General features: G+C 66.6%; 21 protein-coding genes and 3 pseudogenes. 8 read left to right on the top strand and 16 right to left on the bottom strand.

Annotation, left to right across the window (positions count from 1 at the left end):
* Positions 1 to 243: 243 nt before the first annotated feature.
* The 5 genes from ASE70_RS15820 to ASE70_RS15800 all read right to left on the bottom strand — a co-directional run bounded on the left by ASE70_RS15820 (position 244) and on the right by ASE70_RS15800 (position 4730).
* Entirely contained in the window at positions 244 to 696 is a 453-nt protein-coding gene (locus ASE70_RS15820; protein ID WP_056506778.1) for a MaoC family dehydratase, read from the bottom strand.
* A 39-nt stretch (positions 697 to 735) separates the two neighbouring features.
* On the bottom strand, positions 736 to 1995 hold the full coding sequence (locus ASE70_RS15815) for an alkaline phosphatase family protein (protein ID WP_056506775.1): 1260 nt from the start codon (positions 1993 to 1995) through the stop codon (positions 736 to 738).
* A gap of 67 nt (positions 1996 to 2062) precedes the next feature.
* Positions 2063 to 3163, bottom strand: a complete 1101-nt coding sequence (ychF, locus tag ASE70_RS15810; protein ID WP_056506772.1) for a redox-regulated ATPase YchF — start codon at positions 3161 to 3163, stop codon at positions 2063 to 2065.
* A 65-nt stretch (positions 3164 to 3228) separates the two neighbouring features.
* The gene (locus ASE70_RS15805) at positions 3229 to 3810 is read right to left on the bottom strand and encodes a TIGR02466 family protein (RefSeq protein ID WP_056394718.1); all 582 of its coding nucleotides are present in this window, start codon (positions 3808 to 3810) and stop codon (positions 3229 to 3231) included.
* Between the two features lie 38 nt (positions 3811 to 3848).
* Positions 3849 to 4730: an alpha/beta hydrolase family esterase gene (locus tag ASE70_RS15800; RefSeq protein WP_082451066.1), complete on the bottom strand. Its 882-nt coding sequence runs from the start codon at positions 4728 to 4730 to the stop codon at positions 3849 to 3851.
* A gap of 377 nt (positions 4731 to 5107) precedes the next feature.
* Here ASE70_RS15800 and ASE70_RS21130 point away from each other — a divergent pair.
* From ASE70_RS21130 to ASE70_RS20795, 3 pseudogenes are all read left to right on the top strand, one after another.
* A pseudogene (locus ASE70_RS21130) lies at positions 5108 to 5495 on the top strand (transposase); the annotation flags it as partial.
* A gap of 16 nt (positions 5496 to 5511) precedes the next feature.
* Positions 5512 to 5885: pseudogene (locus ASE70_RS21125) on the top strand (IS30 family transposase); the annotation flags it as partial.
* Positions 5886 to 5979: 94 nt separating this feature from the next.
* Positions 5980 to 6340 (top strand): annotated as a pseudogene (locus tag ASE70_RS20795) (IS30 family transposase); the annotation flags it as partial.
* A 29-nt stretch (positions 6341 to 6369) separates the two neighbouring features.
* Here the strand turns inward: ASE70_RS20795 and ASE70_RS15785 are convergent.
* The 8 genes from ASE70_RS15785 to ASE70_RS15750 form a co-directional block, all read right to left on the bottom strand.
* A complete protein-coding gene (locus ASE70_RS15785; RefSeq protein ID WP_056506763.1) occupies positions 6370 to 7239 on the bottom strand; it encodes an AraC family transcriptional regulator in 870 nt (289 codons plus the stop codon).
* Positions 7240 to 7493: 254 nt separating this feature from the next.
* Entirely contained in the window at positions 7494 to 8060 is a 567-nt protein-coding gene (pth, locus tag ASE70_RS15780; protein ID WP_056394725.1) for an aminoacyl-tRNA hydrolase, read from the bottom strand.
* A 331-nt stretch (positions 8061 to 8391) separates the two neighbouring features.
* Positions 8392 to 9063 carry a 50S ribosomal protein L25/general stress protein Ctc gene (locus ASE70_RS15775; RefSeq protein ID WP_056506904.1) on the bottom strand — a complete coding sequence of 224 codons (672 nt, stop codon included), beginning with the start codon at positions 9061 to 9063 and terminating at the stop codon, positions 8392 to 8394.
* Positions 9064 to 9393: 330 nt separating this feature from the next.
* On the bottom strand, positions 9394 to 10251 hold the full coding sequence (locus tag ASE70_RS15770; protein WP_056506760.1) for a TraB/GumN family protein: 858 nt from the start codon (positions 10249 to 10251) through the stop codon (positions 9394 to 9396).
* Complete coding sequence (locus tag ASE70_RS20230) at positions 10248 to 10685, bottom strand: hypothetical protein (protein WP_162235998.1); 438 nt, start codon at positions 10683 to 10685, stop codon at positions 10248 to 10250. Before ASE70_RS20230 ends, ASE70_RS15770 begins: the two co-directional genes overlap by 4 nt.
* A complete protein-coding gene (locus ASE70_RS15760; RefSeq protein ID WP_056394732.1) occupies positions 10678 to 10878 on the bottom strand; it encodes a helix-turn-helix transcriptional regulator in 201 nt (66 codons plus the stop codon). Before ASE70_RS15760 ends, ASE70_RS20230 begins: the two co-directional genes overlap by 8 nt.
* Entirely contained in the window at positions 10875 to 11294 is a 420-nt protein-coding gene (locus ASE70_RS15755) for a hypothetical protein (RefSeq protein ID WP_056506757.1), read from the bottom strand. The genes ASE70_RS15760 and ASE70_RS15755 overlap by 4 nt, the downstream gene beginning before the upstream one ends.
* Before the next feature lie 41 nt (positions 11295 to 11335).
* On the bottom strand, positions 11336 to 11527 hold the full coding sequence (locus ASE70_RS15750; RefSeq protein ID WP_156356299.1) for a hypothetical protein: 192 nt from the start codon (positions 11525 to 11527) through the stop codon (positions 11336 to 11338).
* Between the two features lie 185 nt (positions 11528 to 11712).
* Between ASE70_RS15750 and ASE70_RS15745 the strand changes: the two genes are divergently transcribed.
* The 4 genes from ASE70_RS15745 (at position 11713) to ASE70_RS15730 (ending at position 17799) form a co-directional block, all read left to right on the top strand.
* Entirely contained in the window at positions 11713 to 12606 is an 894-nt protein-coding gene (locus ASE70_RS15745; protein WP_235512090.1) for a glycine--tRNA ligase subunit alpha, read from the top strand.
* Positions 12603 to 14834: a glycine--tRNA ligase subunit beta gene (gene glyS, locus ASE70_RS15740; protein ID WP_056506901.1), complete on the top strand. Its 2232-nt coding sequence runs from the start codon at positions 12603 to 12605 to the stop codon at positions 14832 to 14834. Before ASE70_RS15745 ends, glyS begins: the two co-directional genes overlap by 4 nt.
* Positions 14835 to 14935: 101 nt before the next feature.
* Positions 14936 to 17596 carry a pyruvate, phosphate dikinase gene (ppdK, locus tag ASE70_RS15735; protein WP_056506752.1) on the top strand — a complete coding sequence of 887 codons (2661 nt, stop codon included), beginning with the start codon at positions 14936 to 14938 and terminating at the stop codon, positions 17594 to 17596.
* Positions 17593 to 17799: a hypothetical protein gene (locus ASE70_RS15730; RefSeq protein WP_056394742.1), complete on the top strand. Its 207-nt coding sequence runs from the start codon at positions 17593 to 17595 to the stop codon at positions 17797 to 17799. Before ppdK ends, ASE70_RS15730 begins: the two co-directional genes overlap by 4 nt.
* Before the next feature lie 40 nt (positions 17800 to 17839).
* On the opposite strand, the gene ASE70_RS15725 is transcribed toward ASE70_RS15730, so the two are convergent.
* Positions 17840 to 18448 (bottom strand): NAD(P)-dependent oxidoreductase, encoded by a 609-nt coding sequence (locus ASE70_RS15725; RefSeq protein WP_056506749.1) that lies wholly within the window; start codon positions 18446 to 18448, stop codon positions 17840 to 17842.
* Positions 18449 to 18501: 53 nt separating this feature from the next.
* On the opposite strand from ASE70_RS15725, the gene ASE70_RS15720 reads away from it, so the two are divergent.
* Complete coding sequence (locus tag ASE70_RS15720; protein WP_056506898.1) at positions 18502 to 18921, top strand: winged helix-turn-helix transcriptional regulator; 420 nt, start codon at positions 18502 to 18504, stop codon at positions 18919 to 18921.
* Between the two features lie 4 nt (positions 18922 to 18925).
* Here the strand turns inward: ASE70_RS15720 and ASE70_RS15715 are convergent, their stop codons facing one another.
* Complete coding sequence (locus ASE70_RS15715) at positions 18926 to 19471, bottom strand: hypothetical protein (protein WP_056506746.1); 546 nt, start codon at positions 19469 to 19471, stop codon at positions 18926 to 18928.
* 75 nt (positions 19472 to 19546) lie between these two features.
* Positions 19547 to 20539 carry a type II secretion system F family protein gene (locus ASE70_RS15710; RefSeq protein WP_200925656.1) on the bottom strand — a complete coding sequence of 331 codons (993 nt, stop codon included), beginning with the start codon at positions 20537 to 20539 and terminating at the stop codon, positions 19547 to 19549.

Below are 20539 nucleotides of genomic sequence, written 5' to 3'. Positions count from 1 at the left end.
CGCTTCAACCGCCGAACCAAACGCGCCTCCAAGACCCAACAGATGCTCGAGATCACCCTCGACATCTTCCTCGCCAGAAAACGTCTACAGAGTCCGACGTGAACACTCCCGCCTAAGCGGGGGTACGGCGAGGTTTTGACCAAGTTTGAGGCTTGCGCATAGGTCTCGCGAACGCCGGGGCACCGAAGCTGTCACACACAAATACCGAAACCGTCTGGCGACAGCGTACGGCGAAGAGGAGTATCAGCCCTTGCCGGCCCGCGTCGCGATCAAGGCTTGCGAAATGAAGGTCAGCACCACCTCATCCGTCTGATTACGGACGGTCACTTCGCTCGCCACATTGCCCATTTCGGCGCGACTGCGCGATGCGCGAACCGATCGGACCACGGTTTCGCACGACAGGGTGTCGCCGGGATAGACCGGCCGCTTCCAGCGCAGTTCGTCGATGCCCGCCGCGCCGAGGCTGGCGATCGGGTTCGCGGTCCAATGGTCGACCAGCATCGCCATGGTCATCGCGCAGCTATGCCAGCCGCTCGCCGCCAGCCGCCCGAAATGGGTCTGCGCGGCGGCTTCGTCGGACAGGTGGAACGGCTGCGGGTCGTACTGCCGGGCGAAGTCGATCACCGCATCGCGTTCGACGCGGTAGGAGCCGAAACGGGCGGTTTCGCCGACGGCGATGTCCTCGAAATAGCGCATGGGGGCAGTTTCAGGACGAAATCCACCGGCTGGCAAGCATTATCGCAGCGCCGTCGCCGCGATGCCGCCATCCCCGTCGAGCGTCGGGTCGGCGGGCAGGCCGAGCATCCGCCGGAGCAGCGGGGCGACCGCCGTGTTGCGGAACGCCGGCAGCCTGACGCCCGGTCGGAAGGCCGGACCGCCGGCGACGAACAGCGCCTGCATATCCGGCGCGGCGTCATCATAGCCATGCGCCCCTCCGGTGACCGGGCGGGTCGGCGCAGTCAGCAGGATCGTCCAGCCGATGTCCGCAAGGCACAGGAACGACGGCACGCGCGGATGGGTGCCATAGCGCAGCCGCGCCGGGATCTGTTCCTTGGGCCAGCATTGCATATGCGGCTGCGGCCGGCCGACCGCAGCGGCGAGGGCGGCTTCCCTGCCTGGCATCGGTTCGATCGCGGCATAGGGACCGGTTTCGATCAGGCGATAGCTGTCGGCCGGCGCGAAGCGGTCGAACGCGATGACCCGGTCGGTAGCGACCGCCGCCATGCCGTGATCGGCGACGACGATCAGGTTCGCCGGCTGGTTCAGGGCCGCCAGTTCACGCTGCAAACGGCCGATCGCGGCATCGACGCGGGTCATCGCGCTTAGCGTCTCGGGCGAATGCGGGCCTGCGTCGTGGCCGGCGACGTCGACATCGTCGAAATAGAGGGTGACGAACCGCGGGCGGGTCGCCGCCGGTCGCCGCAGCCAGTCGATGACCGCGTCGACGCGCTGTTCGGCGGTGATCGCCTGATTGAACGCCTGCCAGTCGGACGCGTGGTGGCCGCCGGCATAGACGCCGTGGTCGGGCTTGCCGGTACCGCCCCATGCGACTTCGCTGCCCGGCCAGAACATCGTCGCGCTGCGCACGCCACCTTCCTCGGCAGCGATCCAGATCGGCTTGGCTGTGTTCCACCAGAACGGATCGTCGGTCGCCATGGTGAAGACCTCACCGGGGCGGGTGGCGTCCTCCATCTTGTTGCCGACGATGCCCGATTTGTCGGGGCGCACGCCGGTCGCGAGCGTCCAGAAATTGGGGAAGGTCTTGGTCGGGAAGCTCGGCTGCATCGACGCCGACACGCCGTCCGCCGCCAGCCGCGACAGGTTCGGCGCGATCGCGGGCGACAGATAGTCGGGCCGGGCGCCATCGACCCCGATCAGGATCGTGACCGGCGCCTTCGCCTCGGCAACCGCAGAGGGCGGCGGCGCTACCGATCCGGTCTGGATGACGCAGCCCGACAGGGCGGCAAGCGCGACGAAGAGGGCGGGGATACGCATGACAGGTCTCGACAAGAGGACAGGCCGTTCGTCTATCGCCCGCCGGTGACGGGAATGTGTCGGGCGATCAGACGTTGAAGCGGAACAGCATCACGTCGCCGTCCTGCACGACATATTCCTTGCCTTCGGAGCGCAGCTTGCCCGCATCGCGTGCGCCACTTTCGCCCTTGCACGCGACATAGTCGTCGAAGGCGATGGTTTCGGCGCGGATGAAGCCGCGTTCGAAATCGCTGTGGATCTCGCCTGCAGCCTGCGGTGCCTTCGCCCCGACCGATACGGTCCATGCCCGGGCTTCCTTGGGGCCGACCGTGAAGAAGGTCAGCAGGTGGAGCAGCGAATAGCCGGCGCGGATCACGCGGGCGAGGCCGGTTTCGGCCAAACCCAGATCGGACAGGAATTCGGCGCGGTCGGCCGGTTCCATGGTCGCGATGTCGGCCTCGATCGCGGCGGAGACGACGACGGCTTCGGCACCCTCCGCCTTGGCCTTGGCAAAGACCTTGGCCGACAGTTCGTTGCCCTCAGCCGCGTCCTCTTCGTTGACGTTGCAGACATAGAGGACCGGCTTGGCGGTCAGCAGCTGCGCCTGCGCGAACAGCCGTTCCTCTTCCTCGTCCTTGATCTCGGTCAGGCGCGCGGGCTTGCCTTCGCGCAACAGGTCGAGCGCGCGGCCGAGCACGACGACGCCGATCTTCGCTTCCTTGTCGCCCTGCTGCGCCTTCTTGGCGAGGTTCGGCACACGCTTTTCGAGCGATTCGAGGTCGGAGAGCATCAGTTCGGTTTCGACGGTATCGGCATCGGCGATCGGGTCGACCCGATCGTCGACATGTTGGATATCGTCATTCTCGAAGCAGCGCAGCACATGCACGATCGCGTCGACTTCGCGGATGTTGCCGAGGAACTGGTTGCCGAGCCCCTCGCCCTTCGACGCGCCGCGGACGAGGCCGGCGATGTCGACGAACGCCAGCTGCGTTTCGACCTTCTTGGCCGAACCGGCGATGTCCGACAGCGCGTCCAGCCGCGGATCGGGGACGGCGACGTTACCGACGTTCGGTTCGATCGTGCAGAAGGGGTAGTTGGCCGCCTGCGCCGCCTGAGTCTGCGTCAGGGCGTTGAAGAGGGTGGACTTGCCGACATTCGGCAGCCCGACGATACCGCAGCGAAAACCCACTTGGCGCAATCCCGGTGATGATGGAAAGCCCGCCCCTTAGCGGCTGGCGGCGGTCTTTGCAAAAGCTACCAGCGATAGTTGAAGCTGACGCTGATCCGCTCGCCCTTGCCGGCGTGCGGCATGACCTCGTGCCGCAGCCAGCTTTCCCACAACAGCAGCGTGCCGGGCCGGGGGGCGACGGTTTCGAACGTGCCGGGGCGGGTGGGGGCGGCCATCAACTGCGCCAGTCTCGGGTCCTCGAAGCGGATGCCGCCGGCCCCTTCGGGAACCGCGACATAGACGGTGCCCGACACGACGCTGTGCGGGTGGAGATGGCCCGAATGGCCGCCGCCGGGTTTCAGCAGGTTCACCCACAGGCTGTCGAGTTTCAGCTTGCGCCCCCCCAGTTCCATGCCGCACGCGGCGGCGAACTTCGCGACATGGCGGTCGAGGATGCGCTTGAGATCGGCGAACACCGGATCGCGCAGCGGCAGGTCGTTGAGCGAGGCGTAGGAGGTATAGCCGTGATAGCCATGCTCCTTCGACCAGCGTCGCCCGGCCATATCCTCCTCGGCCAGCGTGCGCACCGACGCGTCGAGATCGGCGACCAGCGCGTCGTTGAAGGTCGCTTCGTAGAGATGGGTCGGGAACAGGGTTCGGACGGTCATCGGTGCGGCTTGGCGGATTCGCATTGCCTTGGGAAGGGTCAGCGGCGGTGCTGCGACAGGAACGCCCAGAGCGCGTCGTTGTCGACGACCCAGCTATGCCCGCCGCCGACGGTGATCCGCCCGACCACGTCCGCGCCGCCGCGGCAGGCGGTGTAGCGTTCCTCGTAGACCTTCGGCGCGACCCAGCGGGTGACGGGGGCGGCGGTGCAGCGGTTGAGCGCGGCCCAGCGCTGTTCGGCGGCGTGCATGGTGTAGGACCAGTATTTCGCACCGCCGCCCTCGATCGGGTTGGTGGTGTCGGCGTCGCCGGCGAAGGCGATGACCGGAACCGGCCGGCTTGGCCCGCAGGTGGCGGGATCGGGGCGGGTCGGATCGCCGGCGAGCGGATTGCCGGCGCGCAGGCCGACGACCGGGGCGATGGCGGCGAGGCGGTCGGCCGCCACGCAGCCGAGCCACGACGTCATCCGCCCGCCGCCCGACAGGCCGGTGGCATAGACGCGGGCGGGGTCGACGCAGCCGGCCTTCGCCAACCGGTCGATCAGCGCGCCGAGAAAGGCGACGTCGTCGGGCGCGTCGGGACCGGGGATCGTCCCGGCGACGGTGGGCACGCCGGGGATGTTCCAGACGAACCCCTTGTCATGGGCAATGCCGGCGTCGGGGGCAGCGACGACGAAGCCGTGGGTGTCCGCGGTGGCGGCAAGGTTCGAATCGCGCAGCATCGCCGCGCCGGTGCTGCCGCTGCCGTGGAGCAGGATGACCAGCGGGGCGGGGGTGGTGGGGCTCGGCGGCAGATGGACCGGTACCGATCGGTCGCCGAAGGTGACCCGCGACTCGCCGACGAGGGCGCAGCGCGGGGCGGCATGGACGGTGCCGGCCGACAGGGCGAGGAGGAAAGCGAGCATTCGGAAGAACTTGGCCATGGACGCTTTCCTATCGACGCGGGCCGGTTTGGCGCAAGACCGGGCCAAAGGTCACGAAAGTCACACTCGTGCGCGTTTCGCGGTCGGGTTGCGTTGGAGGTGGTCGTGGTTGGCGGGCATGGGATCAGTTCGGCCATGATGGCTTCTCCTGACGATGTAGGAAAGTGGTTTTGCGATGACGCTGCTCACTCGTCGCCGTACTCCGGCGGAGGCCGGGACGGCGAAGAAGCGGGACCCCTCTGAGTTCACAAACGAAGTGCAACACCTGAGACAGGTGCTGCCATGTCCATCTACCGTCAGTTATCGCTTGAGGAACGGTGTTCGATTGCCCGGCCTGAGTTCACAAACGAAGTGCAACACCTGAGACAGGTGCTGCCATGTCCATCTACCGTCAGTTATCGCTTGAGGAACGGTGTTCGATTGCCCGGCTTCAYGAAGCCGGGCAATCGATCCGGCAAATCGCTGCAGCTCTGGATCGCCAGCCGTCGACGGTYTCGCGCGAGTTGAAACGGAATGCYGGCAGCAAGGTCGGCTACCGCCCCGCCCCGCCCCGCCCCGCCCCGCCCCGCCCCGCCCCGCCCCGCCTATGCCCAGGCGCAGGCCGAGGCGCGGCGCTGGAGCGGCTGCCGGCTGGAGCGCGAGGACGATCTGCGCGAGACCATCCTCGACCGCCTCGGCGCAGGCTGGTCGCCCGAGCAGGTTTCAGGCCGTCTCGCGCGCGAGGCAGGCCGCCCGGTCATCAGCCATGAGACGATCTACCGCTTCGTCTACGCCCAGCTCNGGCTGGTCGCCCGAGCAGGTTTCAGGCCGTCTCGCGCGCGAGGCAGGCCGCCCGGTCATCAGCCATGAGACGATCTACCGCTTCGTCTACGCCCAGCTCACGCGCACCAACGACCGGCGTTGGCGCCACTATCTACCGCGCGCCAAATATAAACGTGGGCGGCGCACCAAAGGTGGCTGGCCGCGCCCGACCGGCCKTACGATCCACGACCGGCCGCCCGACGTCGCAACCCGCTGCGAACCCGGTCACTGGGAGGCCGACGCCATGCTCTTCTCCAAGCCCGGCCACGCACTGATCGTCGCGCACGAACGTACCTCGCTGCTCACCATCGCCGTGCGGCAGGACAGCCTCAAGGCCGATCCCGTCGCGACGGCNCAAGCCCGGCCACGCACTGATCGTCGCGCACGAACGTACCTCGCTGCTCACCATCGCCGTGCGGCAGGACAGCCTCAAGGCCGATCCCGTCGCGACGGCRCTGGTGCGGATGCTGCGGTCGCTACCCGAACGACTGCGACGATCCGTCACCTTCGACAACGGCACCGAGTTCRCCCGCTACCGCCGCATCGAGCAGCAACTCAAAATCRACGCCTGGTTCTGCGATCCACGSTCGCCCTGGCAGAAGGGCGGCGTCGAAAACGCCATCGGACGGCTCAGACGCGACCTGCCCAGAAAAACCGAACCTCACGCCTTGTCGCCGCGCGCGCTCAACGCCATCCTCGCCAAACACAACCATACGCCCCGAAAATGCCTCGGCTTCCAAACCCCCGCCGAAGCCTTCATCCCGTTGCACTTCGAATGTGAATCCACACCCGGGTCAAGCCCGGGGTGACAGGGTTGGGAGCGCGCGCCCAACCCCCCTCAGCGCAGCGGCAGGAACAGGTCGGTGATCGCCTCGCCCTCGGGGACGTCGGGGAAGAAGCTGACCCGCTGACAGAACAATGGAACGTCGCGCAGTTCCTCGCCGCTGTCGGGCAGCCATTCGCGGTAGAGGTGCAGCGCGGCGGCCTCCAGATCGTCGCTGCGGCCGGTCACGCGCAGCACGGCGCAGCGGCCGGCGGGGATCCGTCCGGGGGTCACGCCGTCGCTCGCCGGGAACCGGCGATCGGTGCCGACGCACAGGTCGATGCGGATCGGCCCCGCCGCCGGGTCTGTGGGGTCGCTGTGGAAGATGTTGAAGGTCGGGCTGTCGGCGGGCGACAGGCGGTTGGCGCGACGCCATGCGATGAAGCGGCGGATGGTATCGCCGATCGCCGCCATGTCGCCTTCGTGCGGCATGACCGCGACCGGCGTGTCGGGGAAGTCGCGGATGGTGACGGGGTCGAAATGCTGCATCGTTCGGTTCCTCACATCGTCGAGCGGCAGGAGTGCCGCGCGCCACGGCGCCCAATCGGGCGCAGAACGGAAATCGGACGGCGACTGGCCGAAGCGCGTGCGAAAGGCGCGGGCAAAGGCGTCGGGTGCGTCATAGCCGGCATCCAGCGCGATCTCGGTGATCCGGCCGGTATCGCGATAGGCGAGCTGGTACGACGCGCGTTTCAGCCGGGCGAGCTGGACATAGCGATGCACCGACAGGCCGAAGCATGCGGTGAATTGCCGGTGGAAATGATATTTGGAGAAGGCGGCGACCGCGCTGACGCCCGCGAGGTCGAGATCGTCGTCCAGATGCCGGTCGATATGATCGAGCGCGCGGCGCATGCGGTCGTGATAGGTACGTTGCGCCGGCGTCATGTCCGTTCCTTGTCGTTGGTAGGGACGGGATAGCCGGGACTTGGGGGGCGTGCGCGACCGATGTTGCGGTTTGGTGGGCGCGTGGCGTTACTTCGTAAGCAGGCTATCAAGAACGTCACCCCAGCGCAGGCTGGGGTCTCCCTGCGGTAATCGATTTGCTCTTCAATCGAGAGACCCCAGCCTGCGCTGGGGTGACGCTAATGGCCGCTGGGAAAGGTTGGTTGTCGGTCAGGCGGGTGGGAATAGCGCCCGCTTCACCCCATGCGCCGCGCGATTTCGTTCATAAAGCGGACGTCGTCGCCTGCCGCGAGCCACGGGGTCTCGGCGGCGATCGCGCCGAGCAGGTCGGTCAGGTCGTCGAGTTCGGCCTTGGCAAAATTGCCGAGCACATAGGGGCTTACCCGGTCCTTGTGCCCCGGATGTCCGATGCCGAGGCGGATGCGGCGGAAGTCGGGGCCGATATGCGCGTCGGTCGAGCGCAACCCGTTATGGCCGGCATGGCCGCCGCCGGTCTTCACCTTCAGCTTGAACGGGGCGAGGTCGAGTTCGTCGTGGAAGACGGTGACGTCGGCGGGCGTCAGCTTGTAGAAGCGCATCGCTTCGCCGACCGAACGGCCGCTTTCGTTCATATAGGTGCCGGGCTTGAGCAGCAGGATTTTCTGCGTGCCGATCCGCCCTTCCTGTACCCAGCCCTGGAACGCCCGTTTCGGGGCGGCGAAGCCATGGACCTCGGCGATGGCGTCCACCGCCATGAAGCCGATATTGTGGCGGTGCATCGCATATTGCGGGCCGGGATTGCCGAGGCCGGTCCAGAGCTGCATCGAGGGGTCCTTCGGGGTGGCTGGCGGGTGGCTGTAGCGGGTGTGGGGGCGTTGGTCACGGGTGGGAGCGCTTGGTTCCGGCGGAAGAAGAAGCGGGACCCCGGATCGGGTCCGGGGTGACGGTTGGGGGGGGGCGAGGATCGTCCTCCACGACGTCCGTCATCCCGGCGGAGGCCGGGATCCATGGACATGGCCCCGTTACCGCTCCATCGCCAGCATCCGACACAATGGATCCCGGCCTGCGCCGGGATGACGTGGTGCTTCGAAACGCAAAGGAGCGGGACGACCTCGGCCATCCCGCTCCTTCGTAGCGCCGGAAAGGCGGGGCGGATCAGCCCTCGGCCTTGTCCTCGCCTTCGGCTTCTTCGGCAGCGGCTTCGGCCGACTGCGCTTCGGCGACTTCGGCGTCGAGCGCCTCGTCCTCGGCGGTCAGCGTGGTCGGCTGGGTGATGGTCGCGACGGTGACGGTGTCGTCACCGGCAGTCGCTTCGGCGCCGTTCGGCAGCGTCACGTCCGACAGATGGATCGAATCGCCGACTTCGCGGCCGGTCAGGTCGACGACGATCTCGGTCGGGATGTTCGACGCTTCGACGGTCAGTTCGATCTCGTGCGCCACGACGTTCAGAACGCCGCCGTCCCGCTTGATGCCGGGTGCGTCGTCTTCGTTGACGAAGGTCACCGGCACGGAGACGGTCACGCTCGCATTCTTCGAAATGCGCAGGAAATCGACATGGATCGGCTGGTCGCTGACGACGTCGAACGCGACGTCCTTGGCCAGCGTGCGCACCTTCGTACCACCGACATCGACCATGATGACCGAGTTCATGAAGTGGCCGGTCATGAGCTGCTTCATCAGTTCACGGGCGTTCAGGTGAATCCCCTGCGGGTCCTGCTTGTTGCCATAGATCACGGCGGGGACGCGGCCATCGCGACGCAGGGCACGGGAGGCTCCCTTGCCTGCCCGATCGCGCGTCTCGGCCGACAGGTGCAGCGTGTCGCTCATCATGTCTTCCTTGAATGCTTGGTTTATAGGTCTTGCGCGGCCGGGCCTCCAGGGATGACCCCGGCACGAACAAGCGCGGGCGCATAGGGGAGTTCGCGGGGAAAGGCAAGGTTGGGGGGGGCTATCCCCCGTTCGCTTGCTTCACGCCGTCCATCTGCTTCCCGCCTTCACCTCTTCTCCCACCCCCGTTTGTTTCGAGCGGAGGTTCGGGCTTGTCGAGAACCGTAGTCGAGAAGGGGTTGCCCAAAGCGGATCGTTCTCGACGGACGCTTCTCGACTTCGCTCGAAGCTGCTCGAACCGAACGGGATAAGCGGGGGCAGGGGGCAGGGCTACTGCATCCGCCTTACCTCCACGCCCATCGCCCGCAACCGTGCCTGCACGCTGCCCGGCCCGATCAGATGCCCCGCGCCGACGGCGACGAATCGCTTACCGCCCTGCCGCATCCACCCGGCGATCGTCCGCGCCCATGCCGCATTGCGCCGGTCGAGCAGTGCAGCGCGGACCGCTGGACCCGCTTCGTCCATGTCGCTCGCCAGCAGGCGGCCGAGCGTGGCGACATCACCCTTGCCCCAGGTCGCGACGATGCGGTCCATCGCCGGCACCGGATCGGGATCGTCGAGCACGCGCGCGAGCATCGTGCGCTGTGCCGGCCGGGGCAGGGCGGCGAAGATGCCGAGCTGGCCGTCCAGCGTTTCGAGCGGTTCGATCGTCGTGCCGCTGCGATCGGCGAGCCGTGCCAGCAGCGTTTCGGGGGCAGGGGCAGGGCTGTAGCCGGCGCGGGCGAGCGGCTGGGCGGCAAGCGTGGTGGCGGCGAACCACGGGTCGGTCGCGTCGAACGCCTGCGCCGGAAAGCCGAGGTCGTGCGCGCGCTTGCGTAGCCGCCGGTCGAGTTCGGGCGGCAGCGGCGCGGGGCGGACCGGCGCGACCTTCACCAGCGCCCGCGCCATCGAGTCGGGGGTGGTCGGCGCGATTTCGAGGGTCAGCACGTCGCTGTCGGCAACGGCCCGCGCTACCGGACCGGTCAGCCACGGCGTGCCGGCGCGCACCAGATGCACCGTGCCGAACAGCCAGATCGTCGTATCGCCATCGTGCGCGACCCACAGCGCCGGGGCGAGCGCCGTCGGCGCCGCGATCGGGCTGGCGAGCGTCAGCCAGCCGAGCAGCGCTGCGACGACCCGCGCGATCATCCGCGCAGTCGCTGGACGATGCGCGTTCCGATCAGCGTTGCGGTGGCAAGGCTCCAGCCGAGCATGGCCGGATTGTCGAGCGCCAGCGGTGCGGCCGCGAGGGACAGGATCGGCAGGGTGGACAAGGCGACCACGCCGGCCAGCGCCAGAGCGATGTTGATCTGCCCGCGTTCCACTTCGTCGGCGGCGCGCCACAGGCGATACTGGACGGCGATAGCGACCATGACGGCCAGCGCCATACCGATATAGCCGATATGCGGGCGTCGGTCTGGCCCCGGCCCGACAACCCCGCGGCCGGTATAGCCGTCGACGATACCAAGTACGAAGGCGGCGACGATCGGTGCTGCGATCGCTGCGACGATCACCAGCGCAACCCATTTCCAACGCCGCCGCCGACGTTGCCGTTCGCGTGCGGCCCCCCAATTCTCAATCATCGACGTCATCCTCGAAAATCTGTTCGATCGGCAGCGCGAATAACCGGCTCATGCGAAAGGCGAGCGGGAGCGACGGATCGTGCTTGCCGGTCTCGATCGCGTTCACCGCTTGCCGCGACACGTCGAGCCGCCCGGCCAGTTCGGCCTGACTCCAGTCCCGTTCGGCCCGCAGGATCTTGAGCCGATTCTTCACCGCGCGACACGCGGCCGGGCAAAGGCGACCAGCCCGGCCAGAAAGGCGATGATCCACACGTACATCACGCCGAACTGGTAGCCGAGAAAGAAGATCGGTGGAACGCATAGACCGAGCAACAGACCGCTGACCGCAAACCCGTCGATCAGGCGACGGCGCTCGAATTCGTCGCTGGTGCGATAGAGATGTGCGACGCCGATCAGGCCCGCGACCACCACGATAGTCCAGTAGGTAACGGGTATCCACAGTGGGAAACGGCCGGCGGGCATCGCTCCACCGTTCTTGTAGTAATAGCGCGCAGCGACACTGAGCAGGAACGGAGAAGCCATGAGGAAGGTCGCGATACCCGCGATCCATAGACCGCGCACGCGCTGACGGACGGCGGCGCGACGTTCGCCCGATTGTGGATCGGACATGGAGAATTGCCTTGTGGAAGAGGAACGGGAAGCAGGTCGCTTCAGCGCCATGTCAACGAGATGGCGGCATCGCCCAGGTGGGCGGCGAAGGCGATGCCCTGTGTCGTGTCGACGGCAATCGGCAGGGTGACCACATCGGGCAGATCGACCTTCACCCCCTGAAACACGACCAGTACGAACAGGCCGATGGCGAACAGGCTGTGGCGGCGCGGTTCGGGTTTCGGAGCGGCCATGTTGCGTATCCCCTTGTCAGCATCGAACGACAATATGTCGTGTTTACCTGACTATATATCGAGCGATTCGGACTTTGTGTCAATACAACCTTACATAATATCGTCTCTACCTTACATGGCGTCTGCTTGACCGGCGCGCGACGATCCGGCTAGGCGCACAGGCTCTTGCATCAATAGGCGAAACCATGTCCGCCCCGCTCAGCTTCCAGAAAATGATCCTGACGCTCCATGACTATTGGAGCGATCGGGGCTGCGTCATCCTGCAACCCTATGACATGCGGATGGGGGCGGGGACGTTCCACCCGGCGACCACGCTGCGCGCGCTGGGGCCGGAGCCGTGGAATGCGGCGTTCGTCCAGCCTTCGCGCCGGCCGACCGACGGGCGCTATGGCGAGAACCCGAACCGGTTGCAGCATTATTACCAGTATCAGGTGATCCTGAAGCCCTCGCCGCCTGATTTGCAGGAACTGTATCTGGGGTCGCTGGCCGCGATCGGGATCGACTTTACCCAGCATGACATCCGCTTCGTCGAGGATGACTGGGAATCGCCGACGCTGGGCGCGTGGGGCCTTGGCTGGGAAGTGTGGTGCGACGGGATGGAAGTCACCCAGTTCACCTATTTCCAGCAGATGGGCGGGTTCGATTGCAAGCCGGTCGCGGGCGAGCTGACCTATGGGCTGGAGCGGCTGGCCATGTATATCCAGGACAAGGACAGCGTGTACGACCTCGCGTTCAACGACGCGGGCGTGACCTATGGCGACGTGTTTCTCGAAAACGAGAAGCAGATGTCGAAATGGAATTTCGAGGTCGCCGATACCGACGGGCTGTTCGACCTGTTCAAAAAGGCGGCGGCCGAGTGCGAGAATGCGCTGGCCAACGACGTGCCGATCGCGGCCTATGAACAGGCGATCGAGGCGAGCCATTTGTTCAACCTGCTGAATGCGCGCGGGGTGATCTCGGTCGCGGAGCGGCAGGCCTATATCGGGCGGGTGCGCGATCTGGCGAAGGCATCGTGCGCGAAATTTATCGAGACGCAGACGCCGACATGGCAGGCGAAGTTTCCGGGGTGGGTGGCATGACCGATTTCCTGCTCGAACTGCGGTCGGAAGAGATTCCGGCACGGATGCAGGCCAAGGCCCGCGAGGATTTGTCCAGGCTGTTCGTCGGTGAACTGGCGAAGGCCGGCATCGCGGCGGGGCGGATCACGACCTATGCGACGCCGCGCCGGCTGGTGCTGATCGCGCACGACCTGCCCGAGCGGACCGAGCCGGTGCGCGAAGAGGTGAAGGGGCCGCGCGCGTCGGCCCCGCCACAGGCGCTGGAAGGGTTTCTGCGCAAGACCGGGCTGACGCGCGAGGCGCTGACCGAGCGCGACGGCGTGTTCTTCGCCGTGACCGAAGTACCGGGGCGGGAGACGGCGCAGGTGCTGGCCGCCGCGATCCCGGCGATCGTGCGCGCCTTCCCGTGGCCCAAATCGATGCGCTGGGGCGCGGTGTCGCTTAGCCCGGAGTCCCCACGCTGGGTACGGCCGTTGCAGGGCATCGTCGCGCTGTTCGGCAGCGAGGTCGTGCCGTGCGAGGTCGCGGGCGTGACCAGCGGCGCGGTGACGCTGGGGCATCGTTTCCATCACCCCGGCGCGATCACGATCGGCTCGGCGGCGGACTATGTCGAGAAGCTGCGCGCGTGCCATGTGATCGTCGATCAGGACGAACGCGCCGCGATCATCGCGGTCGGGGCCAAGATGGCGGCGCAGGGTGCCGGACTGAAGCTGGTCGAGGACGAAGGGCTGCTGGCGGAGAATGCCGGCCTTACCGAATGGCCGGTGCCGTTGATCGGGCGTTTCGACGAAGCGTTCCTGGCCGTGCCGCCGGAGGTGATCCAGCTGACCGCGCGGGTGAACCAGAAATATTTCGTGTGCCGCGATGGCGAGGGCAAGCTGGCGAATGCGTTCGTCTGTACCGCCAATATCGATGCGGCGGACGGCGGCGAGCGGATCGTCGCGGGCAATGCCAAGGTGCTGGCGGCGCGGCTGTCGGATGCGAAATTCTTTTACGAGACCGATCTGAAGACGCGGCTGGAGGACCAGTTGCCAAAGCTCGAGAAGATCGTGTTTCATGAGAAGCTCGGCACGGTTGCGGACAAGGTCGAGCGGGTCGCGAAGCTCGCGCGGTGGTTGGTCGAGAGTGGCGTCGTAAAGCCCTCTCCCCTTCAGGGGAGAGGGTTGGGAGAGGGGGCTTCTTCTTCCTCTGATGCTGCGTTCGCGGACAGTCCCCTCTCCCCAGCCCTCTCCCCTGAAGGGGAGAGGGAGCGGTTGGCCGACATGGCCGAGCGCGCCGCAAGGCTCGCCAAGGCCGATCTGGTCACCGGGATGGTCGGCGAGTTCCCCGAATTGCAGGGGCTGATGGGCGGCTATTACGCCGCTGCCCAGGGCGAACCGGCCGAAGTCGCCGAGGCGGTGCGCGATCATTACAAGCCGGTCGGGCAGGGGGATGATGTTCCGACCGCGCCGGTAACGGTTGCGGTGGCGCTGGCGGACAAGCTGGACAGCATCGTCCAATTCTTTGCCGTCGGGTTGAAGCCGAGCGGATCGAAGGACCCGTTCGCGCTGCGGCGCTCGGCATTGGGCGTGCTGGCGTTGCTGCTCGACAATGGCTTGCGCGTGTCGTTGTCGAAGGCGACCTCGGCAGCGGGCGCGACGGCGTATGAGGATGTCCTCGACTTCTTTGCCGACCGCCTGAAGGTCCAGCAGCGCGAAGCGGGCGTCCGTCATGACCTGATCGACGCGGTCTTCGCGCTCGGCGGCGAGGACGATCTCGTCCGCCTGCTCGCGCGCGTTCATGCACTGCAATCCTTCGTCACCACCGGGGACGGGACGAACCTGCTCGCCGGATACAAGCGTGCGGCGAATATCCTGAAGAAGGAAGCGCCGGGCGCGAGCAAGCATATCCCCGAAACCGGCGAGGAAGACCCGCTGGCGATGGTCGAGGATCCGGACTTCGCGCCGGTCGTCACCGAACTGGCGCGGACGGAACGGGAAGCGCGCGACTATGACCGCGAGCCGGCCGAGGCGGCGTTGATCGCCGCGCTCGATGCGGCCGAACCGCAGGCGGAGAAGGCGGTCGAGGCCGAGGATTTCGCCGGCGCGATGGCGGCACTCGCCTCGCTGCGCGCGCCGATCGATGCGTTCTTTACCGACGTGACGGTCAACGATGCCGACCCGCACAAGCGCACCGCGCGCCTGTCGTTGCTGGCCCGGGTGCGCGATGCGGTACACCGGGTTGCCGATTTCTCGAAAATTGAGGGCTGACCTGCCGGTTTAACCCGTTTAACGGGGGCACCGGGCATGGCCCGATCGAATCAGATACCCCGCCGCGGGACTACCCGCGCGGAAAGCATGGGGAACGAGCAATGACGCATTATGTCTATCGCTTCGGCGGCGGGGTTTCGGACGGGGGATCGGGCGACAAGGTGTTGCTGGGCGGCAAGGGCGCGAACCTTGCCGAAATGGCGTCGATCGGGCTGCCGGTGCCGCCGGGCTTCACCATCGCGACGACGATGTGCACGCGCTATTATGAGGAAGGTCAGACCTTTCCCGAAAGCGTGCAGGACGAGGTGAAGACCGGCATCGCCCATATCGAGGGGATTACCGGCAAGACGTTCGGCGATGCCGCCGATCCGTTGCTGGTGTCGGTCCGCTCGGGCGCGCGCATTTCGATGCCAGGGATGATGGACACGGTGCTGAACCTCGGCCTGAACGACCAGACGGTCGAGGGGCTGGCGAGTGTGTCGGACGACGCGCGCTTTGCATGGGACAGCTATCGCCGTTTCATCCAGATGTATTCGGACGTCGTGCTCGAACTCGACCATGGCCGGTTCGAGGAGGCGCTGGAAATCGCGAAGGAAGATCGCGGCTATTATCTCGACACCGATCTGACCGCCGATGACTGGCGCGCGCTGGTCGCGCAGTACAAGGACATCGTCGTCGAGCTGTGGGGCAAGCCGTTCCCGCAGGACGTGCACGACCAGCTATGGGGCGCGATCGGCGCGGTGTTCGGATCGTGGCAGGCGGACCGGGCCAAGGTGTATCGCCGGTTGAACGACATTCCGGGTGACTGGGGCACGGCGGTCAACGTGCAGGCGATGGTGTTCGGCAATATGGGCGACACGTCGGCGACCGGCGTCGCCTTCACCCGCGACCCCTCGACCGGGCAGAATGCCTATTATGGCGAATTCCTGATCAACGCGCAGGGCGAGGACGTCGTCGCTGGCATCCGCACGCCGCAATATCTGACCAGGGCCGCGCGCGAGACGGCGAACGCCAAGCCGCTGTCGATGGAAGAGGCGATGCCCGAGGCTTACGCCGAACTGGCGGCGGTGTTCGACCAGCTGGAGCGGCATTACCGCGACATGCAGGACATCGAATTCACGGTGCAGCAGGGCAAGCTGTGGATGCTCCAGACCCGGTCGGGCAAGCGCACCGCCAAGGCGGCGCTGAAGATCGCGGTCGACATGGCCGAGGAAGGGCTGATTTCGCGCGAGGAAGCGATCGCGCGCGTCGATCCACAGGCGCTCGACCAACTGCTCCACCCGACGCTCGACCCCGATGCCACGCGCGACGTGCTGACCAAGGGGCTGCCGGCATCGCCGGGGGCGGCGAGCGGCTTTGCAGTGTTCGACAGCGATACGGCGGAGCGGCGCTCGAACGCCGGCGACGCGGTGATCCTGATCCGCACCGAAACCTCGCCGGAAGACATTCACGGGATGCACGCGGCGCGGGGCATCCTGACCGCGCGCGGCGGCATGACCAGCCACGCGGCGGTCGTGGCGCGCGGCATGGGCCGGCCGTGCGTGTCGGGCGCGGGCAGCATCTCGATCGATGCCAAGGCGGGGGTGATGAAGGTCGCCGGCCGGGAGATTCGCGAGGGCGATATCGTCACCATCGACGGCGCGACTGGCGAAGTGATGGCCGGAGCCGTCGCGACGGTGCAGCCCGAACTGGCCGGTGATTTCGGCACGTTGATGGAATGGGCCGATGGCGTCCGCCGCCTGAAGGTCCGGACCAACGCCGAAACCCCGCTCGATTGCCGCACCGCGCGTGATTTCGGCGCCGAGGGCATCGGGCTGTGCCGCACCGAGCATATGTTCTTCGAACAGTCGCGGATCACCGCCGTGCGGCAGATGATCCTTGCCGAGGACGAAGCCGGGCGGCGCGTGGCGCTGGAGCGGTTGCTGCCCGAACAGCGCAGCGATTTCGTCGAGATTTTCGAGGTCATGGTCGGGCTGCCCTGTACCATCCGCTTGCTCGACCCGCCGCTCCATGAATTCCTGCCGCATGCCGAGGCCGAGTTCGCCGAAGTCGCGCAGGCGGCGGGGATCGAGGTCGAGCAGCTGAAGCGCCGTGCCGCCGAGCTGCACGAATTCAACCCGATGCTGGGTCATCGCGGCTGCCGGCTGGGCGTTACATACCCTGAAATCTACGAGATGCAGGCGCGTGCGATCTTCGAAGCGGCGGTGATCGTCGCCGAGAAGTCGGGCGAGGCTCCGATCCCCGAGGTCATGATCCCGCTCGTCGGCACCAAGCGCGAGCTGGAGCTGATGAAGATCGTCGTCGACAAGGCGGCGCAGGCGGTGTTCGCCGACAAGGGGCGGACGATCGAATATCTGGTCGGCACGATGATCGAACTGCCGCGCGCCGCGCTGAAGGCCGGCGAGATCGCCGAGGCTGGCGAGTTCTTCTCGTTCGGGACCAACGATTTGACCCAGACGACGCTGGGCGTCAGCCGCGACGATGCCAGCCGGTTCCTGGGGGCCTATGTCGAAAAGGGCATTTACGCGCGCGATCCGTTCGTCTCGATCGACGTCGAGGGTGTCGGTGAACTGATCGAATTGGCCGCCGAGCGCGGGCGCAAGACCCGGCCCGACATCAAGCTCGGCATCTGTGGCGAACATGGCGGCGATCCGGCGTCGATCGCGTTCTGCGAGACGGTCGGGCTCGATTACGTATCGGCCAGCCCGTATCGCGTGCCGATCGCCCGGCTGGCGGCGGCGCAGGCGGCGTTGAAGAAGTGAGCGGCGCACGGACGAACGATGCGGCGCGGGTAACCAAGGACGGGTTCGATCGCATCGGCCCGTTCCACCCGGCGTTCGTCTGGGGCGCGGTGATCGTGTTCGACCTGATCGTCGTGCTGGCCATCCTGCTGGCGGTCACCAAGATCGGCGACAAGGTCGAGGACGTGGTGTTCCCCGGCGGGCCCGAATGGGTGACGTTCTGATGATGCCCCGCCCCGGTCGCAACCGGGGCGCGCGGCGGTTTCAATAGGCGGCGGTGAAGCGGGCGCGGGGGTGGCGATGGGCCTCCAGCTCGTCGACCATCGCGATCGCGAAGTCGGCGAAGCTGATCCGGCTGACCCCGGCATCGTCGGTGACCAGCGTATCGGTGCCGAGCCGGTACTTCCCGGTGCGCTCGCCCGGTTCGATCAGCGCGGCGGGCGAGAAGAACGTCCAGTCCACGTCCTGTACCGGGCGCAGCGCGTCGAGAAAGGCGATGCCGCCCATCGCGAAGTCGCGCCATTCGGCGGGAAAGTCGGGCGAATCGATCAGCCGTACGCCCGGCGCGATCTCCAGGCTGGCGGCACCCCCGGTGACCAGCAGCCGTCCGACCCCCGCCTTGCGCAACGCCGCGAGCAGCGTGTCGGCGGTGACGTCGAAATGCAGCGCGCTGATGACCGCGTCGGCCCCGGCGATCCGTTCGGCCAATTCACTGGCGTCATGAGCATCGCCGGCGATCCGGGTAACGCCGGGCAGGTCGGGGATGGCATCGGGCTTGCGCGCGATGGCGCGGACGTGGTGCCCGCGGTTGGCGAGCTCGCGCGTAATCTCCGAACCGGCATTGCCGCTTGCGCCCAGTACCACAACATCCATCGTGCATCTCCATTGGTATCCAATGGGTACCACGTGCTATACGGATACCCATGATGCAAGAAGGTACTTTTTCGATACCCGGTACCCTGCCGGAAACCGCGTGGCGCAAGGGCGACGTGTTCGACGCCGATTGCCCGACCCGGCTGTTGCTCGACCGGATCGGGGACAAATGGAGCGTATTGGTGCTGTTGCTGCTGAGCGAACGACCCGGCCGGTTCAACGAACTGAAGCGACGGATCGCCGGGGTGTCGCAAAAGATGCTGAGCCAGACGCTGCGGATGCTCGAACGGGACGGACTGGTGACGCGAAGTGTCGTCGCGACCAAGCCCGTCAGCGTGACTTATACGATCACGCCGATGGGCGGCGAACTGATCGATGCGTTACGCACGCTGATGATGTGGTCGGAACAGCGGATCGGTGCGGTGCTGGCCGCCCAGCGCGCCTTCGACGCGCGGGACCCTTGCACCGCCTAACCGATCAACCCCAGCGGCTGCCATGGTCGTCGTCGCGGCCTTCGCGGAGCATCGCCGCCTGTTCGCGCCAGCGTTCATGATCGATCGTGCCGGAGCGCAGGCGCAGATCATCCTCCAGCGCGCGTTCGTCGGCTTCGCTCAACCCCTCGATCGAGCGGTAGGTCTTGATGCCGCGTGCGTTCAGCACCGACTCCAGATCGGGATCGATGCCGCGGATGCGCGAGAGATTGTCGCGGCCCCAGCCGAAGAAGCCGCCGCCATGGCTAGTGCTTGCGGCACCGGCGGTCGCGGCGGCGGTGGTGGTGGCGGTCGTCGCGGTGGTGCGTTCCTTCTGGAGCCGGTCGCGCTCGACCTCGACCTCGTGCAGCCGGGCTTCGCGGGTCTTCAGGTCGGTGGCGACTTCGGTACGATACGCCTTGTGGGCGGCTTCCTCGTCGCGGAACCGCTGTTTCCACTTCTTGCCGCCCGAGGACGAGGCGAGGCCGAAAAACCAGCCGGCGAGAAGAACGAGCGCGAGAACCGCGAATTGGGTCGGCGTCTGGAACAGCATGTGCGGGCCCCTTCGGTGAGTACGGGGCGACAACGGTCGGGCGGGGGCGGCGTTCCGCGCCCGACCGGCCGCGCGCTACTTGCTGAACGCGTCGCTGATGCTGCAGGCCGCCGGGCCGAGGATGACGACGAAGAGGGTGGGAAGGATGAACAGGATCAGCGGCACGGTCATAATTGCGGGAAGACGGGCTGCCTTTTCTTCGGCGCGCATCATGCGTTCGTTGCGGAATTCCGCCGACAGGACGCGCAGCGCGCTGGCCAGCGGGGTGCCGTATCTCTCGGTCTGGATCATGGTCGTCACCACGCCCTTCACCGCGTCGAGGTTGATGCGCAGCGCAAGGTTTTCGAACGCCTGCCGCCGCTCGGTCAGAAAACCCAGTTCGATCGCGGTGAGCGAGAATTCCTCGCCCAGTTCGGGATAGGCCCGGCCGAGTTCGCGCGCGACGCGGGTAAAGGCGGCATCGACGGTCAGCCCTGCCTCGGCACAGATCACCAGCAGGTCGAGCGCATCGGGCAGCCCCTTGCGGATCGCGTCGGTCCGTTTGCTGATCCGGTTCTTGAGATAGATGTCGGGGCCCTTGTACGCGAGGATCAGCGTACCCGCGACGAGGCCATAGGCCTTGAACGGCGACCAGTCGGCAAAACTGTCGGTGCCATAGACGATATAGATCGTCGGCAGACCGAACAGGATCGGCAGCATCAGCCGGCCGAAAATGACCGCGACCGCCCAATCCTTCGACCGGATGCCGGCCTGCATCAGTTTCAGCTGCGCGGCCTTCAGCTGCGAATCCTGCAGCATCTTCATCGAACCGAGCAGTTCGCGGATGCGGTCGGCCGCCTCGTTCTTCTGCACCAGCTTGGCGCGGCGCTTGCTGGTGGAGGCGGTGATGCCGGCCTTCAGCTGTTCGCGACGGTCGTTCAGCGCCTTCACCCGGCGCGCCATCGGATCGCGGACCGACGTCGCGACATAGATGGCGACCAGCATCGACAAGGCGGCGATGCCCGACAGCATCGTCGCGACATTGCCCATGTCGAAACCCAAGATGGTCGGGGCGGAGGCGGTCAGCAT

This window comes from Sphingomonas sp. Leaf22, assembly GCF_001421715.1.
In the GTDB taxonomy this organism is placed as follows: domain Bacteria; phylum Pseudomonadota; class Alphaproteobacteria; order Sphingomonadales; family Sphingomonadaceae; genus Sphingomonas.
Note: the sequence above shows the minus strand (reverse complement) of the source record. Positions and strands in the feature narration are given on the sequence as shown.

Coding starts and splice junctions, on each gene's coding strand:
- ASE70_RS15820 (WP_056506778.1), bottom strand. CDS start 696: ATGCGCTATTTCGAGGACATCGCCGTCGGCGAAACCGCCCGTTTCGGC.
- ASE70_RS15815 (WP_056506775.1), bottom strand. CDS start 1,995: ATGCGTATCCCCGCCCTCTTCGTCGCGCTTGCCGCCCTGTCGGGCTGC.
- ASE70_RS15805 (WP_056394718.1), bottom strand. CDS start 3,810: ATGACCGTCCGAACCCTGTTCCCGACCCATCTCTACGAAGCGACCTTC.
- ASE70_RS15800 (WP_082451066.1), bottom strand. CDS start 4,730: ATGGCCAAGTTCTTCCGAATGCTCGCTTTCCTCCTCGCCCTGTCGGCC.
- ASE70_RS15785 (WP_056506763.1), bottom strand. CDS start 7,239: ATGACGCCGGCGCAACGTACCTATCACGACCGCATGCGCCGCGCGCTC.
- pth (WP_056394725.1), bottom strand. CDS start 8,060: ATGCAGCTCTGGACCGGCCTCGGCAATCCCGGCCCGCAATATGCGATG.
- ASE70_RS15775 (WP_056506904.1), bottom strand. CDS start 9,063: ATGAGCGACACGCTGCACCTGTCGGCCGAGACGCGCGATCGGGCAGGC.
- ASE70_RS15770 (WP_056506760.1), bottom strand. CDS start 10,251: ATGATCGCGCGGGTCGTCGCAGCGCTGCTCGGCTGGCTGACGCTCGCC.
- ASE70_RS20230 (WP_162235998.1), bottom strand. CDS start 10,685: ATGATTGAGAATTGGGGGGCCGCACGCGAACGGCAACGTCGGCGGCGG.
- ASE70_RS15755 (WP_056506757.1), bottom strand. CDS start 11,294: ATGTCCGATCCACAATCGGGCGAACGTCGCGCCGCCGTCCGTCAGCGC.
- ASE70_RS15750 (WP_156356299.1), bottom strand. CDS start 11,527: ATGGCCGCTCCGAAACCCGAACCGCGCCGCCACAGCCTGTTCGCCATC.
- ASE70_RS15745 (WP_235512090.1), top strand. CDS start 11,713: ATGTCCGCCCCGCTCAGCTTCCAGAAAATGATCCTGACGCTCCATGAC.
- glyS (WP_056506901.1), top strand. CDS start 12,603: ATGACCGATTTCCTGCTCGAACTGCGGTCGGAAGAGATTCCGGCACGG.
- ppdK (WP_056506752.1), top strand. CDS start 14,936: ATGACGCATTATGTCTATCGCTTCGGCGGCGGGGTTTCGGACGGGGGA.
- ASE70_RS15725 (WP_056506749.1), bottom strand. CDS start 18,448: ATGGATGTTGTGGTACTGGGCGCAAGCGGCAATGCCGGTTCGGAGATT.
- ASE70_RS15720 (WP_056506898.1), top strand. CDS start 18,502: ATGCAAGAAGGTACTTTTTCGATACCCGGTACCCTGCCGGAAACCGCG.
- ASE70_RS15715 (WP_056506746.1), bottom strand. CDS start 19,471: ATGCTGTTCCAGACGCCGACCCAATTCGCGGTTCTCGCGCTCGTTCTT.
- ASE70_RS15710 (WP_200925656.1), bottom strand. CDS start 20,539: ATGCTGACCGCCTCCGCCCCGACCATCTTGGGTTTCGACATGGGCAAT.